The organism is Paenibacillus sp. PCH8, assembly GCF_002968835.1.
Taxonomy (GTDB): Bacteria; Bacillota; Bacilli; order Paenibacillales; family Paenibacillaceae; genus Paenibacillus.
Genome location: NZ_PKQK01000003.1, coordinates 209,060 through 224,070 on the forward strand (window position 1 = coordinate 209,060; position 15,011 = coordinate 224,070).

Consider the following 15,011-nt stretch of genomic DNA (forward strand, 5'->3'; position numbering starts at 1 on the left):
GGAATGACATGCATATGGTTCGTTGGCCGGTAACCGGCATCGTTTTAGTATGTCCCTCTTGCAAGTCAGAACTGGAAGAAGCGGATCAGAAGTTGCTGTGCCTGGACTGTACGGTCAGTTACTCCATAGAGGATGGCGGTGTTCCATTCATGCTGGGTGAACTGCAGGGACATGACAGCAGGGATACTGCTGCCTTAAAGAAGAATGTCATAAATATGTTTACTGCCTACAATCAATCTCTGGACGAGAGTGGTTTGTCCCGTTTCTCGACATTCATTAATTGGGGGTTCGCTACGAATAGCAGTCAGACTTCAGCTAGTGTCAATCGAAACTCTATCCGGCTACTGCAGGAATGTTTGGATGGTCTAAATCTCGAGGATGCGAACGTCTTGGAGGTAGCCTGTGGCAGGGGCGGAAGCGTAAGAGAGCTTTGTCGAAGCTACGGTCTGAAAAGCGTCGTTGGCTTAGATCTAACCGAAGCCAATATCGCATTTTGCCAATTAAATAACCGTTTCCCCAATGCTTATTTTTGTATTGGGGACGCTGAGAGGCTTCCTATCGGTTCGTTGTGTTGTGATATTGTCCTGAACATGGAAGCATCTGATCTATATCCCTCGATTAAGTCATTCTATGACGAGGTTTTCCGGGTGCTGAAGCCTGGTGGAATTTTCGTTTATGCCGACGATTTACCAACCTGGAAGTTTGACGACGGTGAACGATATTTGCATGAACTGGGCTTCGAGCTGCTTATGTCACGCGATATCACGGGTGAAGTTTTGCTTTCAAGTGATCAGGTTCAAAAGAATCGCATAGCCGCTTTTGGATCTGAAGATCAGATGAACACTGCGATTTGGCACACAATGGGTGTGCCAGGCACGCCCCTGTACGATGAAATGAAAAGCGGGGAACGTCAGTACAAGATCATGCATTTCCGAAAGCAGGCTCATCACAATGTGTAACGTAACGATCGTCGATTATTCCGTCTATCTACCAGAGTCACGTATCCATGTAAAGGAAGCGATTCAGCAGGTGAAGGCTGACGGCGTAGATTTCCAAACTAGCGATTCGGAATACTTAAACAAAGGCTTTGAGCTGGTTCCCATAGAAGAGGAACTTGATTTGGAACAGATGATTGCCACTGTGTGTAGACCAATTCTACGCCGGGCGTTGCAAATGAATGTGCAGATCGCGGCGGTTATATTTGCTAGTGTAACGAATAATGAAAACGAGGAACGGAATCTTTTTGATAACCTAGCAGATGAATTCGCCCTTGAGGCAGTTCCATTTATCCCTTTGGAGGAATATGCTTGTTCCACCATGCATTTATCGTTATGCCTGGCTTCGAACTACTTCATGCTCCCATGTCAGCAAGGTGAAGGGATATTGTTCATCACTGCCGACAGAGCTAAGAATTCTTATGAACGAAGCGATACATTCATGTTGTTTGGTGATGGTGCGAGTGCTGCTTTATATATGAGAGGGCAACGCGAAGGACAGCAGACACTTGCTTCGGTGATGAGAGTCGACGGCCTCGTATACGATCTGGCTCCAAATCGTATCCAATTATATTACTCTACGTTTTATTTAGGGGTTAGACAGGCAGTAAGGGCAACATTAAACGAGTCAGGTATGCACATTGCTCAGATCGCCTTGGTCTTTTGCACTAATTTAGGGACACACGTATGGAGTATGTTGGCTACAGTGCTGAAGGTACCCTTGGAACGCTTCTACAATCTAACCCTTGCCCAAGACGGTCATATTCACAACACCGATATCCTAAATAATATTGACCACGCAATCCGTACAGGCTTATTAAAGCCTGACTACTTTTATATGACGATTTCCGTTGGCTTCGGTGGCTATTACGGTTGTGCTATTCATCGGTATGTCAAGGAGGTAAACGAGCTATGTATTTGACAATTCATCACGCAGAGGCTGCTGTAGGCGTAGAAATGCCATGGGTTCGGATAACCGATTTAATCGAAAAGAATAGGCATTGGACCGAAGGAATTGACTTGCTCTGTTACTGTCATCAGACGGACTTTGAAACGGGTGTTCATGGCTGTGCTAAATTGAGACAAGAACTAGGACTAAGTGAGGTTATGCCCATTTCCGTTGGGCAGTCGGGTAGCCTTTCTCTCGCTAATGCAATAACAATATTAGACTGGATGTTCAGTAGTGGTACAAAAAATCATGCTCTTTGCGTCATTGCTGACTCATTCATTCTGGATCATATGGAAAAACAAGGGAGTTACTTGAGTATGACCGCACTGATCGGTGTATCGACTACGACCGGTGATTATCGTGTTGAAAGCTGCCGTAAGCTTCCGGGCACTCGTGCTAGAGTCGGAGCGAAAAGTGCAGTTGAATCAATTCTAAAGCTTGAACTTCACCAATCTGAGTTTACAAATGATCAGGAGCTGGAAGTCGTCACGTTTGATGCTGGAGTCTTCGGCACAAGCCAACTGAAGTTGAGACGAACATAATTCTCTTCAAGTGCTTGAGCAGAAAAAAATCAACCAATATGGTGGTTTGCAAAAAAACGATGGAACATTACAAAATAAACGAAATCAGATTAGTGAGAAAAGGGGTAAGGTGAAGATAGGAGATGTCTTCGCAATAAGACTTGATCAGGGTCGTTATTGTTATGCCCGAGTTGTTTCTGAAGGAAGGATTTGATGGGTTGTGGTACTCTGAACTATTTAACGTGGGGAACATAGACGCTGATATGAAAGAAAGAATTTCTGAACGAATGACTGAGTTGATCAATAAAGTGTAGGTTAACATCCCAGGTAGGTATCTAATATCTAATAGGGGACTATAATATGGATATTATGATTATTTTTAGCATTGCCATCATTTCAGGAATTAGCTAAGCATGAGTCAAAAAGCAAAAGATCGGTTATTAATGAACCGATCTTTTTTTGTTCTTCTATATATAGAATCTCTTTTGCGAGTGCTCCTAAAAATCCTGTAAAACTCGCCCAGAAGATAAGCGTCAGCAGCATCATTCATATTTCGAAACCAATTGGAAATGACGACAGGGTTTGGTAGTGCACAGTTTGCGTCGAATTGACAGTCTCTCGACTGCAAACATTATCCTATGCCTGCTTGGTTCAGAGAGATCTAAGCAGGGAGTCGAGCCAGATCAGATTCGGGGGAGTTACCTTTCTGTTCAGATCATATACAGATATGATTTACATACGTTTACAATTTAATTTGGTTTATTATCAAGTATCCTTCAGCAAGTCAACCATGTTAGAATAGTGAATTTCACTCAGTTGCTCGATAAAGTTATCCACCCTGTAGTTCTCCCGTTCAACAATCCAGAGACAAATTACTCCTACCAATCCAGATATCATGTATTCGATGCCAATTTTTATCTTCTCATTGTGGCGATGATCACCGATCCCCGAAAAAATGATCATTTTAAAAGCCTCTTTCAAGTATACCGAGAAGTTTGGATAAATATTTTGAGTGAGCATTGTCTTAAAAAATATCATATTGGCTTCAATATCGTCGAAAATCGTTTTTAACATGGTAGCAAACTTATCTTTATCCATCTCATGAATTCAGGTTTATCTACATAGTGCAAATAAAATGTGTTGCGATTGATCATCGCTTCGTTCGCAATGTCCTGCACAGTAATTCGTTCATAGCCTTTGGTTTGTACTAACCTGAGAAAAGCCTCTTTAATGGCTTTCCGTGTTTTAAGAATGCGCAGATCTACTTTAACTTTACCCAATTCGTGCTCCCTGGCATGATGCAGGCAAGAGCTTTTATACTTTTAAGCACTCTATCGAATCTCCGTTATAGAAGAGATTCACACTAATATCTGCATAATATAGAGGCGGCAAAGAAACATGCCGAAAAGAGCAGAACTGCTTCTGCGGGTAAATTTTAAGTGTGACGGTGGAACTTCGAGAAAAAAGCTTACCAGCTCAAAAACTTGTGAAGACATAAAATGGTTTCGATCCAGAGGAGAAGAAGTAATCATGTGTGACAAGACAACGCAAAAAAGATCACTTCATTGAAGTAGTCTTATTTAAAATATAAGAATGTATATGTTTCACATCATAACTTATCCTTGTATTTCTCGCTGAAACGATAATGTCCTTATAAAGGACGTTATCGTTTCAGCTTGTATAGGGGGAAGATCTGTTACAAAGTTTGCGGCCTGTAATAGAACTAACCAAAAAATGTCCACCCGGGTAAACAAAATGCGAACAATCGGTTTATATTTCCAGTATAATGAGGTGGGCGGGAATTATACATTTTTTCGGGGGAAGATCTTTAGTATGTGTATAGGAAAGAACAAGCGGGGCTTATACAATAGAGATTGTAAACGCTTGCTTTGAATTTAGAGGATGCAATCAATGAATTACCGTAATCCCGTAATCGCCGGATATTTGAGCGCTATTCCTGGACCGAGCACGGGAATGCCTACATGCTGGACGATGAGGCGCCTCCCGTGTTCGCGTGCCTCAGCCAGCGGCTTCACCAGCGTCTGCCTGGGGCTGCGCGCCTCGGGCAACGGTACAGAGAACGCCAGCCCTGCTTATTATGAAGGATTTTATTATTCCAATACCAAAGGAGATGCCTTATGAATCAACAACAACTACCTAAGCCCCACCAGCCGCTCGTAACCCACATCTTCACTGCGGACCCGTCCGTCCATGTCTACGAGGGCAAAATCTACATCTATCCTTCCCATGACCTCGATCATGACGAGCCGAGCAACGATAACGGCGACCAGTATAAAATGGAAGACTATCATGTCCTCTCGATGAACAACTTCGATTCCCCGGTGGTTGATCACGGCGAAGCGTTGCATCTGAGAGATATTCCGTGGGCCTCCAAGCAGCTCTGGGCACCGGATGCCGCTTATAAGAACAATACCTATTACCTGTTCTTCCCGGCACGGGACCATGACGGGATCTTCCGTCTGGGTGTGGCAACATCAGAGTCTCCGGCAGGCCCGTTCATGCCGCAGCCGAATTATATGGAAGGCAGCTTCAGTATCGATCCGGCCGTACTGTTGGATGACGACAATCAGTCATACATCTATTTCGGAGGACTCTGGGGTGGCCAGCTAGAGAAATGGCAGACCGGCAGCTTCGTGCCAGATGCAGAAGGACCGGCTCCTGACCAGCCGGCGCTTGGACCGCAAGTTGCACTGCTTAGCGACGACATGCTGTCCTTCCAAGGCAAGCCTGCCGAGATATCGATTGTCGATGAAGACGGGAATCCGATTCTGGCCGGGGATGAGGAACGGAGATATTTTGAAGGCCCATGGGTGCATAAATATAACGGCTATTACTACCTGTCCTATTCTACAGGAACCACGCATAAGCTCGTATATGCGATCGGCAAGAACCCGATGGGACCATTCACGTTCAAGGGCGAGATTCTTTCTCCGGTTATCGGCTGGACAACCCACCACTCCATTGTGCAAGTTGAAGACAAGTGGTATCTGTTCTATCACGACAGCTCCCTGTCGGAAGGCGTCAACCACAAGCGCTGCGTTAAATATTCCGAGCTGAAATACAACGAAGACGGAACGATCCAGAAGATCAATCCTTATCCGGGTGCCGAGTAAGCTAGCGGGTTAGCGGAAACAGATAAGATTACAAGATAAGGCATAGCATGAGGCAGCTCCTGACGGGGCTGCTTTTTTGATAGGAGATCAGTGGTTTCACTCAAACTTGGAGAAAATCTCTGCTGAACAAAGAATATTTCAACAGTATACTGATTGAATTAATAAATTTATCTTAATTAAACATAAAGCCTTCTTTCCTTCGGAGAGAAGGTTTTTAGTTTCGAAAGAATTTTGTTGACACATTTATAGCCTAATGTTAGGATACATTAATCCTAACATTAGGATGAATAATACTAGGGTAAAGAGGGGATTGAAATTATGAGTGTTCTATCCATTGTTTTGCAAGTGATTTTAGGGTTAGGTTTTCTTATGTTTGGGTTGATGAAGTTTGGGTCCAAGCAGATGGTGGAAGGATTTAAGAACTATGGATATCCTGGAGCATTCCGAGTATTTACAGGATTGATCGAAGTCATTGCAGCAGGTTTAGTTATTGCAGGTATATGGATTGATGGTTTGGCTGCATGGGGAGGTTTACTCATCGTGGTAACGATGATCGGTGCGATCTTGACCCACATTAAAATAAAGGATCAATTGAAACAAATGCTCATGCCGATCATTTTATTAATTCTGGGGTTGGTCGTATTTCTAATCAATTACGGATCTTTGTTTGTGTGAATGGTCCGTTAAACTAAGGAGTGAGTATAATGGGAATCCAAATTATTAAACCCAAAGATCAAGCGAGTGGTCAGTTCGATGGTGGTAAAATCAAAGAACAAAAACCAATCGGTTTTTCCGGAGAAGGCTCCATCATTACTCGACTAGGACCCCTGTTTTACTGGGCTTGGGCTCATTCTCAGGAACCAGCAGAAATCGGATTCCATCCACATCAAGGCTTCGAAATCATCACTTATGTGATCCATGGTAAGGGATATCATCGGGATACACTGGGTACGGAAAGTGTTGTACAAGAAGGAGGAGCCCAGCTCATGCAAACAGGCTCTGGTGTGCAACATGCTGAGGCATTAATGGAGCCGACTGAAGGCTTTCAAATTTGGTTTGAACCACATCTAAGCCAAGCCGTTAAACGTACACCTACTTATTCGCAATTTGATTCTAATCAGTTTTCGTTAGTAGATATAAATGACGTCAAAATTAAAACACTCTTAGGAAACAATTCTCCTATGCAAACCGTGACTGATGCTAAAATGTGGGATGTACTTATTCCTAAGGGAACAGTATATACTCATAGCCTTTCCTTGGGTCGTACATTGGCTAGTTTAGCCATTAGAGGAGATGGAACTCTTTTGTCAGACACCATTAAAGCAACTCATTTCTCACATAAGGATTTTATTATCGTTCAATCAGAGCAAGAGGAGAGAGTAGCCCTACAAGCTGTTGATCAAGACCTTAGAATCTTGGTTATTGAAGTTCCGACTGAAGTTGATTATCCTTTATACAGAAAACCAAGATAACTGTTACGAATTGAAGGTATCTAATAGGAGGTCCTGTACATGTTTCAAGGAGATGAACAAAGTCAGATAGATTTACGGCTTTTCCGTGTGTGGGTAAAGGCTAGTAAAGCTGTTTTTGATGAAGTTGTAAAAGATATAGAACGATACGGCATTAGTAATGAGAATTTTATGGTTCTGGAACTCCTCTACAATAAAGGACCACATACGGTCCAAAGTATAAGTGAGAAATTTTCTATCCCTAGCGGGAGCATCACATATGTAGTTGATAAGCTTGAAAAGAAAGAATTAGTAAAGCGAGAACCAAGTCCAACAGACCGTCGATCTTCAATTGTAGTTATTACGGATCAAGGCCAAAATGTATTTAAAGAGATCTTTCCTCAACACGTTGAGGTGATATCCAAAAATCTGTCTTCGATTACCAATGAAGAAAAAATACAGTTAACCGATCTTCTCAAGAAGCTCGGACTAGGTGCCAGTAAGATCAACGAATGAATTGAGATGAAATCAACTTTTGGTTTCTAGGCCTCCATGGAACTCATATGGAAGGACAGACAAAGATGGAACAATATCGTATTCACCAAGAAAAAGGTATGGAGATCGGTCTCTATTCCATTGGAGATCATTTAAGCAATCCACTAACAGGCCACCGCATCTCTGCACAGCAACGGATTAATGAATTAATTGAAACTGCCAAACTGGCTGAAGAAGCAGGACTTGATGTATTCGCAGTAGGGGAGAGTCATCAGCCGTTATTTGCAACCCAGGCACATACCGTGATCCTTGGAGCAGTTGCTCAAGCAACCAAAACTATAAAAATCGCCAGTTCAGCAACAGTCCTGAGTACATCCGATCCGGTTCGGGTATATGAAGATTTTGCAACGTTGGATCTGATTTCAAATGGACGTGCGGAGATTGTTGCAGGACGTGGTTCACGTCTAGGTTCATATGAGTTATTAGGTTTTGATGTGAGTAACTATGAAGAATTGTTTGAAGAGAAATTGGCTTTACTGCTGAAGATTAACGAAGAAGAACGTGTTACATGGCAAGGGGAATTCCGGGCACCACTACATCATGCCGAAATCATCCCCCAACCATTACATGGGAAAATGCCGATATGGCGTGCAGTAGGAGGACCACCAGCAAGTGCGATTAAAGCAGGTTTAGCAGGGGTACCCATGATGCTAACGACACTTGGTGGACCGTCCACAGCATTTAAAACTGCTGTAGATCGTTACCGCGATGCTGCACGAAGTGCAGGCTTTGATCCTGCAGGATTACCCATCTCCACAACGAGTCTCATGTACGTAGCTGAAGATAGCCAAACAGCCTTACGCGAATACTACCCACATATTAATAACGCTTCGGTTCAATTAAGAGGCAGTGGTTACCCTGAGCAACAATTCTTGGCTGCTACCGATTATCGAGATGCACTCATGGTGGGCTCTCCTCAGCAAATTATTGAAAAAATGTTGTATCAATACGAGATGTATGGTCAACAACGATTCTTAGCCGAGATCGATGCAGGTGGCGTCAGTATGGATCAGATTAAAAAGAACATTGAACTACTAGCAACAATCATTATGCCTGCTGTTAAGAAACATACACAAATCTAATGAATAAAGTGATGCTACTAATTTATTGTGTGATATTTTGATCCAGTAAACGTTTATATCAATAACGAATTGAATATCAGCAGTGTTTGGCTGTTACTGGTAAAGAAGGCATGACCAAAATGAAATTGCATTTTCTTTATGTGAGTAGGGGACCCATAAAGGTTTTGGCACTTATGAGGGTGCTTTACTTGTTCAAGAAATTTCAACGAAGAATGAATACTATATTAATGTATATAACTTTGTAATCTATCCTTACTGGGAAGATAATATCGAAGGTGCAGTCAAGGAAGGTCCTTTATTAGCTGTGTATAATGGCAAAGGTACAAAACCTGCTGATAGGCAGGGAACGTGGGTTGATCTTCCTAAAGGTAGTAAAGTCATAGCTGACTCCATTGAATCTGTGGGTACGAATAAAGGAAAGGTTAGAGCTGAGGTATACAAGGAATGGGATCAAGGTTTCGGTGGGGTTGATATTTATTTTGATGTAAATTCACTGGATATCTATTATTGACAAATAGCTCGCCGGCTTACCAAGAAATGAAATTCGGTGTCTCCCAGTTCCTTTGATAAGGATTGAGAAATGTAGCCTCTATGTATAGCTAGTGGAGTCTCCTTTAATTTAGACAGCCAGCGAAATTAATTGGCTGTCTTTTTCATTTAAGCTAACGGGTAGTTCGATTGTTAAGGCTGATTTTTCTTTTTTTCAAGAATATATTTCATGTTCCACTGACATTGGGCAAGAATCTGATACCTATGACGACCTGCACTGCTCGTTCTTCTCCACTGACGAAAGCGAGATCAATGCTGGCATCGGGGTAAGTATCGATCCAAATCATAATTTTGACCAGTCGATACCTGATCCTGCATCGTCAAACCAGGAATTTGAGTTTGCCGAAACAGCTGTAGAAGCTGCCCAAGACCGTGAGGCTGTACCGACATTAGAAAGCGATACTCCCGAACATCAAACCGATGAACCTGACACTCTCGCGGCAGAGCCGGAGAGGGAACACTCGTCCGGACTAATTATTGATTCAGATGAGTTGATAAACTCAGAACCCGAAAATAATATTTTAGAAAAGAGCGCCAAGCTTTTCGATGAGACTCGTAAAGCAATGGATACCGTAGAAATACGCTTACGATGTGATCCTGTTTTGCATGTACGGGAATCAGTTCCTATAGCCAAAGGATCACTCTTTAATCGAAGCTGACGTAGAAGCCGAACCGTTTACGGATGACCTTGTAAAGTTAGAGGACGAGTACAATGATAAGAGCACACCTTTCAAAGGGAAGAATATCGAAGTTGAGAAGCCGGTAGAAATTAATAAGAAAACTGTAGCTGACCGAATCGGTATTTCTGTGCATTGGATGACGGACACCTTTATCGTTACTCCTGTCCTATGAGGGGAATATTTAGAGCATTGCATAATGGAAGTCATTCACATTGTTGGCTACATCGGCAGCGTCTTGAAGTTTTTATTGATCATTGTTGTCGCCACAATCGGATTTTACATTGTATTAGCACATTATTCGGACTCTAGCCGCAAGTCATTACCAAAAACATGCGGTTTCTTATTTCGACCTCAATCTGATCCCGAACCTCAAGATTGAGCCGTTAACAGCGTAAATTGAAACATGAAGAACTTAGGCCGATAGAATATCGGCCTAAGTTCTTCATGTTAATTTTTCTATGTCATTAAACTGGAAATTGCCCTATCGGAATAACGTCTTTTCCAAAAATCTTCTAACCCTCCATTATGATGTCAAGTTGAATCTGTTTGGTTGCCTCGTTAAATGAGATGTTTCTAAGACTGACTCCGGAAGCGATGTCTGAGAAGGATGTGGATATTATACCAGAGTCGTTAAGCTCGCTCACTTTTTTCGACCCTGGGAAAGGATCTCCAGCATCTCCAGCATTCAAATCGTTGGGATCGTTAAGATCATTTCTACCGTCAGCTTGAATTAATAACATTCCTGGTCGATGGCTTCCTTCCTGTTTAGCGTCTTCATCCACCCTCCATACTAATAGTCCTTCTCCAGGTAAAGCACCGTCAAATTTATTCTTTATTCTATTTTCTAAGAGCAAATATTGCTTTTCTGTATAGCCAGGCCCACTTATTTTAAGTACTTTTCCATTTGGTCCTGTAACTGGAGGTAAGACAACCTCATTCGTTGATTGTGAAATTTTCGTCACTTCAACCCAACCATGTTGAGATTTATGGAGCCCCGCTGGATGGATAGGGCGTACTTCATTCCCAGCGTAGGATCCACTTGCCATTAGATCCCACATGCCACTTCCATCCCAGTGATCACCATCCTCATCATAGTTAGGATCGTAAAAATCCTGCCATTGAAAAGCAAGGTGACCCAGTTCATGAGCACACACACCTAATTTTGCATCTTGCGGGACCATTAAATATGTGCTTGCATACAGATTCGGTGAAACTTCAATCGGATTCCTCGTTACCCACTTGTGGGACCATATATGCTTTCCTCGTAAGGAGGGGTTCAGTTTTTCAGCACCCAAACCTGCATGTACGATGAACAATGCAGTTATCTCATGATTACCTAATTTATCAAGCGTAGGATCAAAGGTGATCCCCTTTGAAAGAGCTGTCTTCACAGCATCTTCAGCAAGTACCTGTGCATTAGGATAGGATTCAGACATACCCGAACTCCCATTGGTATAATAACTATAGTTTTGAGGCATTCTGAGCCACCCGTGAACTTCTCCCTCAATATGGACTTTCTCTGAACTAACCTCTTCGTAATAGTCTGACAAACTTCCAGTAAGAGAATTTTTTTTAGAGAACAGCAATTCATCATAGTGACTTTTTGGTAAAATTCCTTGTTCGTCTGGGAAGTCTACCAAAAGGACTAAAACTCTCAGAGTACCTGTTACAGGGGTGTGGGGGATCGAAATAAATTCATTGCGTCCATCCCGCATGATATTCGTTACATTGTCGTCCATTCCGTGCAAATCATGGGCTGGATTTTGGTACCCTCGGGCAAATAAAAATTGTTCAAAACTAAACCCACGATTCTTCCATTTCGTACGGTACTCATTCAAAATGTAAAATTGTACTGCAGGGGAAGGTGGAACTAAACGCAATTCATTCATAATATACCTCCTGTGATGTGATTAAACAGACTCATACACGCCCGAGCTTAAAATCCCCTTAACATTTACATTTTATACAGTACAGAGTTTAAACTGACAACCGATGCTTCATTTCATTAGGTATATCAGTCTTAAATATATATAATGAGCACTCAATGAGACCGGTATAAAAAGGAGATTGTACAAATGACAACAACAAGCGAGCTCCCATAGTAAAAATGAATCGATACTTAAATGCGAATGTCCTTATCAACATGAAAGTGCTAAAGGAGAAATTCAATCAATGATATCGTATTCACCACAAAAAGTTGCGATACTTATCATGAACAATGCTTTACTAAAAGAGAACCAGCGTCTCCAGATGGAGAACGACATTTTAGAGCAAGCCGCGCTGATCATCGGAAGAAAGTAGCTATCATCCAGAATAACCGTGATAAATGCTCGGGTTCAGAAATGTGTGACGTCCTGGAAATCGCCAAAAGCACGTTCTACTATGAAGCAAAGGAACAACCAAAAGAAAGATAAATTAACGAAAGTCATCGTGGAGATCTTTCACAAGAACCGAAAGGCAGGGGATACCATTGCCCAGTTTAAGCCCCACAAAACGGCCTGTAATGAGTCGACGATGGCGAATGTATTGGATCGTGAGTTTAAACAGACGGAAAGCAAATGATTTGTCGTCAGCGATCTGACATATGTGAAGGTTCAACACCGGTGGCACTACGTTTGTGTCCTCATTGATCTGTTCAATCGAGAGATTATTGGCCATAGTGCAGGTCGAGCGAAGGACGCTGCACTGATTTCCCGTGCCTTTGCTACGGTAGAGGGCGATCTCAGCCAGATCCAGTGGTTTCATACGGATCGCGGCAGTGAGTTTAACAACCAAACGATGGACGAACTCCTCAAAACCTTTGATATTGGCTGATCTCTCAGCAAAAAAGGATGTCCCTACGATAACACCATGGCTGAAGCCACCTACAAGAGGTAATGAAAACGGAGTTTATCTACCAGATGGAATTCCAAAGCCTTCATCATCTGGAATTGGAATTATACGACTACGTCAACTGGTTTAACAAGCATCGAATTCACGGATCACTGGGGTACATAACACCTGTTTAGTATCGTCAAGTAGCCCTTAAAAAAAGTTGTCTGATTTAACGTTGACAATCCAGAGCAGATGCTTGCATAATCCCTTTAACATTTGTTGGGGTGGGTGTAGAATTATTGAAAAACGAAAAAGACCTCAATGAATTATTCCGAAGAATTGAGCAATCAGTAAAAGAAACAGTGAAGGGACGCCCACGTAAAGCCTTTGGCAGCTTGGAGGAAGAGCGAGACTATCTTAAAGCACAGGTGGATTATTTAAAAAAGCGGTATCCCAATCTGGTAAAGGAGAAGCGCTGAGCCAACGCGAGAACTACGAAATCGTAGATGAACTGCGCTGCTTGCATGGCATTACACGCCTATTAACCATTGCAAGAATACCTCGATCGAGTTACTACAAATGGCGAGCTACGCAGCTATAGCGAGACGCAAGACAAGACCAGGATTGTGAGATCAAAGAACACATGATGGCTATTCGTTTTACAAACCCGGAGTCTGCTTATCCTCGCATGACAACGGCATTGTGGGAGGCGGGTCTGAATGTCAATCACAAGAAAGTATGGCGAATCATGCGAGAATTATTGTCGAGGGACAAGAACATGGTCCCATTAAAGTCGCTATATTAGCGGCTTTTTTATTTTATCGGTACAAGTTCGTGTCCCGAGCCAATGACAAGAACTTGCACCGATTGCCGGAATGGACAAGAACATAGTCCGATTACCGATTAGATATGTGTCTAAATAAAAAAGCTATATAGAGGCGAGCGGGCTTTAACTTGGGTCAGTAGCGCTACGGGGAAATACTTAACCCAGAGAAAGGGATGAAATAGTTGTTTACTCAGATACGTATTGTGTCTTATAATTTTCATAAAGATACATACCGTATCTTAAAAAGTTTGTATCGCGCAAGTAATGTAAGGGGCTCGCATCTTGGTTCCAGTTTTTGTAGAAAGGAGGGGACGACCGATGGAAACGAAAAAAGCGCCTTGGCAGGCACCGGTATTAGAGGTTCTGGATGTGCAGCAGCAAACGATGGCTGGCCATGGATACAGGCAAATTGATTGGATCTCCGAACATGATGCAGACCTATATGATCCAGCGTCCTCAAGTTGAAAATCGTATTCTTGCTCAAAAGGTCGCCTGTGGGCGGCTTTTTCGATGCTCAGATGAGGGATAAGAACATGTTCCAATTTCCAATTAGATAAATATCTAAGTGTAGAAGTGAGTCTAACGAAGATGTTTTCTTATGCAATAAAGTTAACTTCAATGACATAGTATTGGAGGACTGAAGCGGGACAAAAACATTGTACCATTCAAAACCAAGACGACTATGATTGATATGATACCGGCTACGAGACTATTTTGAACACTCCAGTTTGAATACTCGAGCAGTTTACAACTGTATAAAATACGAATGTGTTGTAACATCTGAATTTAACTGATACCCGTTTCTTTTTTAAACATTCGTTGAAAATTTCTTGTACTCATCGCAACAAGCTGGCTTATTTTTTGCAATGTAAGTGTATTCCTATAATGGGTCCCCATATATTGAATGGCTTGGTGTATTGAAAATTCCTTGATCTCGGTCTTTCTGTACAACTTCTGCTGTTTACTATTGTAGAGAATGTAGAATAATTTACTCAGTAACTGGCATTGAGCAGCAGCTAAATAAGGCGTAGCATCAGCCTCCTGTTGATGTAACATTTGTTCGAATACGTTGCGAAATTCGTTACGCCGCTCGACATACATTGTCCAATTGAGGCCTCCACGAAAATGCTTTCTCCAAAAACGGCTTATACAGACAGTTCATAATATATAACGGAGCCTGTTCTTTCAAATTCAGTGGTTGAAACACATGTGATACACCAGGGGGGATGACAAACAAGTCGCCTTTGGAAACCAAAATACATTGGTCCCCAATCTGATGAAGCCCTTCTCCTTCATATACATAAGCGATTTCAACAAAATCATGGTGATGCATGATCAGATTCCCTCCGCTCCGTAAGTCATTTGGAAGGAAGCATTGCTTATGGACAGTATGTCTGTATTTTTCGGCGCATTCAACCATATATTGGATTCGTTTATTATGATAGAACAGGTTCTACA

At 42.3% G+C, this 15,011-nt stretch carries 21 protein-coding genes; 17 read left to right on the forward strand and 4 right to left on the reverse strand.

Features of this window, described 5'->3' with window-relative positions:
- The first annotated feature begins 8 nt into the window (after window positions 1-8).
- The 4 genes from C0Q44_RS18200 (at window position 9) to C0Q44_RS31855 (ending at window position 2,679) form a co-directional block, all read left to right on the forward strand.
- Window positions 9-959, forward strand: coding sequence for a class I SAM-dependent methyltransferase (locus C0Q44_RS18200; protein ID WP_105408685.1), 951 nt, complete (start codon window positions 9-11; stop codon window positions 957-959).
- Window positions 952-1,917, forward strand: a complete 966-nt coding sequence (locus C0Q44_RS18205) for a 3-oxoacyl-[acyl-carrier-protein] synthase III C-terminal domain-containing protein (protein WP_105408686.1) — start codon at window positions 952-954, stop codon at window positions 1,915-1,917. Before C0Q44_RS18200 ends, C0Q44_RS18205 begins: the two co-directional genes overlap by 8 nt.
- Window positions 1,914-2,486, forward strand: a complete 573-nt coding sequence (locus C0Q44_RS18210; protein WP_146113474.1) for a hypothetical protein — start codon at window positions 1,914-1,916, stop codon at window positions 2,484-2,486. The genes C0Q44_RS18205 and C0Q44_RS18210 overlap by 4 nt, the downstream gene beginning before the upstream one ends.
- A gap of 109 nt (window positions 2,487-2,595) precedes the next feature.
- On the forward strand, window positions 2,596-2,679 hold the full coding sequence (locus C0Q44_RS31855) for an Imm26 family immunity protein (protein ID WP_374955126.1): 84 nt from the start codon (window positions 2,596-2,598) through the stop codon (window positions 2,677-2,679).
- Between the two features lie 551 nt (window positions 2,680-3,230).
- Here C0Q44_RS31855 and C0Q44_RS31110 read toward each other — a convergent pair.
- A complete protein-coding gene (locus tag C0Q44_RS31110; protein ID WP_258166425.1) occupies window positions 3,231-3,539 on the reverse strand; it encodes a TetR-like C-terminal domain-containing protein in 309 nt (102 codons plus the stop codon).
- Window positions 3,533-3,643 (reverse strand): hypothetical protein, encoded by a 111-nt coding sequence (locus C0Q44_RS31860; protein WP_374955127.1) that lies wholly within the window; start codon window positions 3,641-3,643, stop codon window positions 3,533-3,535. Before C0Q44_RS31860 ends, C0Q44_RS31110 begins: the two co-directional genes overlap by 7 nt.
- 960 nt (window positions 3,644-4,603) lie before the next feature.
- On the opposite strand from C0Q44_RS31860, the gene C0Q44_RS18225 reads away from it, so the two are divergent.
- The 6 genes from C0Q44_RS18225 (at window position 4,604) to C0Q44_RS18250 (ending at window position 9,195) form a co-directional block, all read left to right on the forward strand.
- Window positions 4,604-5,599 (forward strand): glycoside hydrolase family 43 protein, encoded by a 996-nt coding sequence (locus C0Q44_RS18225; protein ID WP_105408689.1) that lies wholly within the window; start codon window positions 4,604-4,606, stop codon window positions 5,597-5,599.
- A 318-nt stretch (window positions 5,600-5,917) separates the two neighbouring features.
- A complete protein-coding gene (locus C0Q44_RS18230) occupies window positions 5,918-6,274 on the forward strand; it encodes a DoxX family protein (protein WP_105408690.1) in 357 nt (118 codons plus the stop codon).
- Between the two features lie 29 nt (window positions 6,275-6,303).
- A complete protein-coding gene (locus tag C0Q44_RS18235; RefSeq protein WP_105408691.1) occupies window positions 6,304-7,071 on the forward strand; it encodes a pirin family protein in 768 nt (255 codons plus the stop codon).
- Between the two features lie 39 nt (window positions 7,072-7,110).
- Complete coding sequence (locus C0Q44_RS18240; RefSeq protein WP_105408692.1) at window positions 7,111-7,563, forward strand: MarR family winged helix-turn-helix transcriptional regulator; 453 nt, start codon at window positions 7,111-7,113, stop codon at window positions 7,561-7,563.
- 65 nt (window positions 7,564-7,628) lie between these two features.
- On the forward strand, window positions 7,629-8,684 hold the full coding sequence (locus C0Q44_RS18245; RefSeq protein ID WP_105408693.1) for an LLM class flavin-dependent oxidoreductase: 1,056 nt from the start codon (window positions 7,629-7,631) through the stop codon (window positions 8,682-8,684).
- Window positions 8,685-8,988: 304 nt separating this feature from the next.
- On the forward strand, window positions 8,989-9,195 hold the full coding sequence (locus C0Q44_RS18250) for a hypothetical protein (protein WP_105408694.1): 207 nt from the start codon (window positions 8,989-8,991) through the stop codon (window positions 9,193-9,195).
- 1,230 nt (window positions 9,196-10,425) lie between these two features.
- Here C0Q44_RS18250 and C0Q44_RS18255 read toward each other — a convergent pair.
- A complete protein-coding gene (locus tag C0Q44_RS18255; RefSeq protein WP_105408695.1) occupies window positions 10,426-11,802 on the reverse strand; it encodes a M6 family metalloprotease domain-containing protein in 1,377 nt (458 codons plus the stop codon).
- Between the two features lie 493 nt (window positions 11,803-12,295).
- Between C0Q44_RS18255 and C0Q44_RS18260 the strand changes: the two genes are divergently transcribed.
- The 7 genes from C0Q44_RS18260 (at window position 12,296) to C0Q44_RS18285 (ending at window position 14,018) form a co-directional block, all read left to right on the forward strand.
- Window positions 12,296-12,475, forward strand: coding sequence for a hypothetical protein (locus C0Q44_RS18260; RefSeq protein WP_105408696.1), 180 nt, complete (start codon window positions 12,296-12,298; stop codon window positions 12,473-12,475).
- 15 nt (window positions 12,476-12,490) lie between these two features.
- On the forward strand, window positions 12,491-12,727 hold the full coding sequence (locus tag C0Q44_RS18265; RefSeq protein WP_105408697.1) for a DDE-type integrase/transposase/recombinase: 237 nt from the start codon (window positions 12,491-12,493) through the stop codon (window positions 12,725-12,727).
- A gap of 62 nt (window positions 12,728-12,789) precedes the next feature.
- Window positions 12,790-12,921 carry an IS3 family transposase gene (locus tag C0Q44_RS31865; RefSeq protein WP_105408698.1) on the forward strand — a complete coding sequence of 44 codons (132 nt, stop codon included), beginning with the start codon at window positions 12,790-12,792 and terminating at the stop codon, window positions 12,919-12,921.
- A gap of 90 nt (window positions 12,922-13,011) precedes the next feature.
- Window positions 13,012-13,206, forward strand: a complete 195-nt coding sequence (locus tag C0Q44_RS18275) for a hypothetical protein (RefSeq protein WP_181151121.1) — start codon at window positions 13,012-13,014, stop codon at window positions 13,204-13,206.
- A 167-nt stretch (window positions 13,207-13,373) separates the two neighbouring features.
- Complete coding sequence (locus tag C0Q44_RS31870; RefSeq protein WP_181151066.1) at window positions 13,374-13,532, forward strand: IS3 family transposase; 159 nt, start codon at window positions 13,374-13,376, stop codon at window positions 13,530-13,532.
- Window positions 13,466-13,618, forward strand: a complete 153-nt coding sequence (locus C0Q44_RS30275; protein WP_181151122.1) for a hypothetical protein — start codon at window positions 13,466-13,468, stop codon at window positions 13,616-13,618. The genes C0Q44_RS31870 and C0Q44_RS30275 overlap by 67 nt, the downstream gene beginning before the upstream one ends.
- Before the next feature lie 253 nt (window positions 13,619-13,871).
- Window positions 13,872-14,018: a paeninodin family lasso peptide gene (locus tag C0Q44_RS18285; protein ID WP_105408701.1), complete on the forward strand. Its 147-nt coding sequence runs from the start codon at window positions 13,872-13,874 to the stop codon at window positions 14,016-14,018.
- Window positions 14,019-14,634: 616 nt separating this feature from the next.
- Here the strand turns inward: C0Q44_RS18285 and C0Q44_RS18295 are convergent.
- Window positions 14,635-14,973 carry a cupin domain-containing protein gene (locus tag C0Q44_RS18295; protein ID WP_105408703.1) on the reverse strand — a complete coding sequence of 113 codons (339 nt, stop codon included), beginning with the start codon at window positions 14,971-14,973 and terminating at the stop codon, window positions 14,635-14,637.
- Window positions 14,974-15,011: the final 38 nt, after the last annotated feature.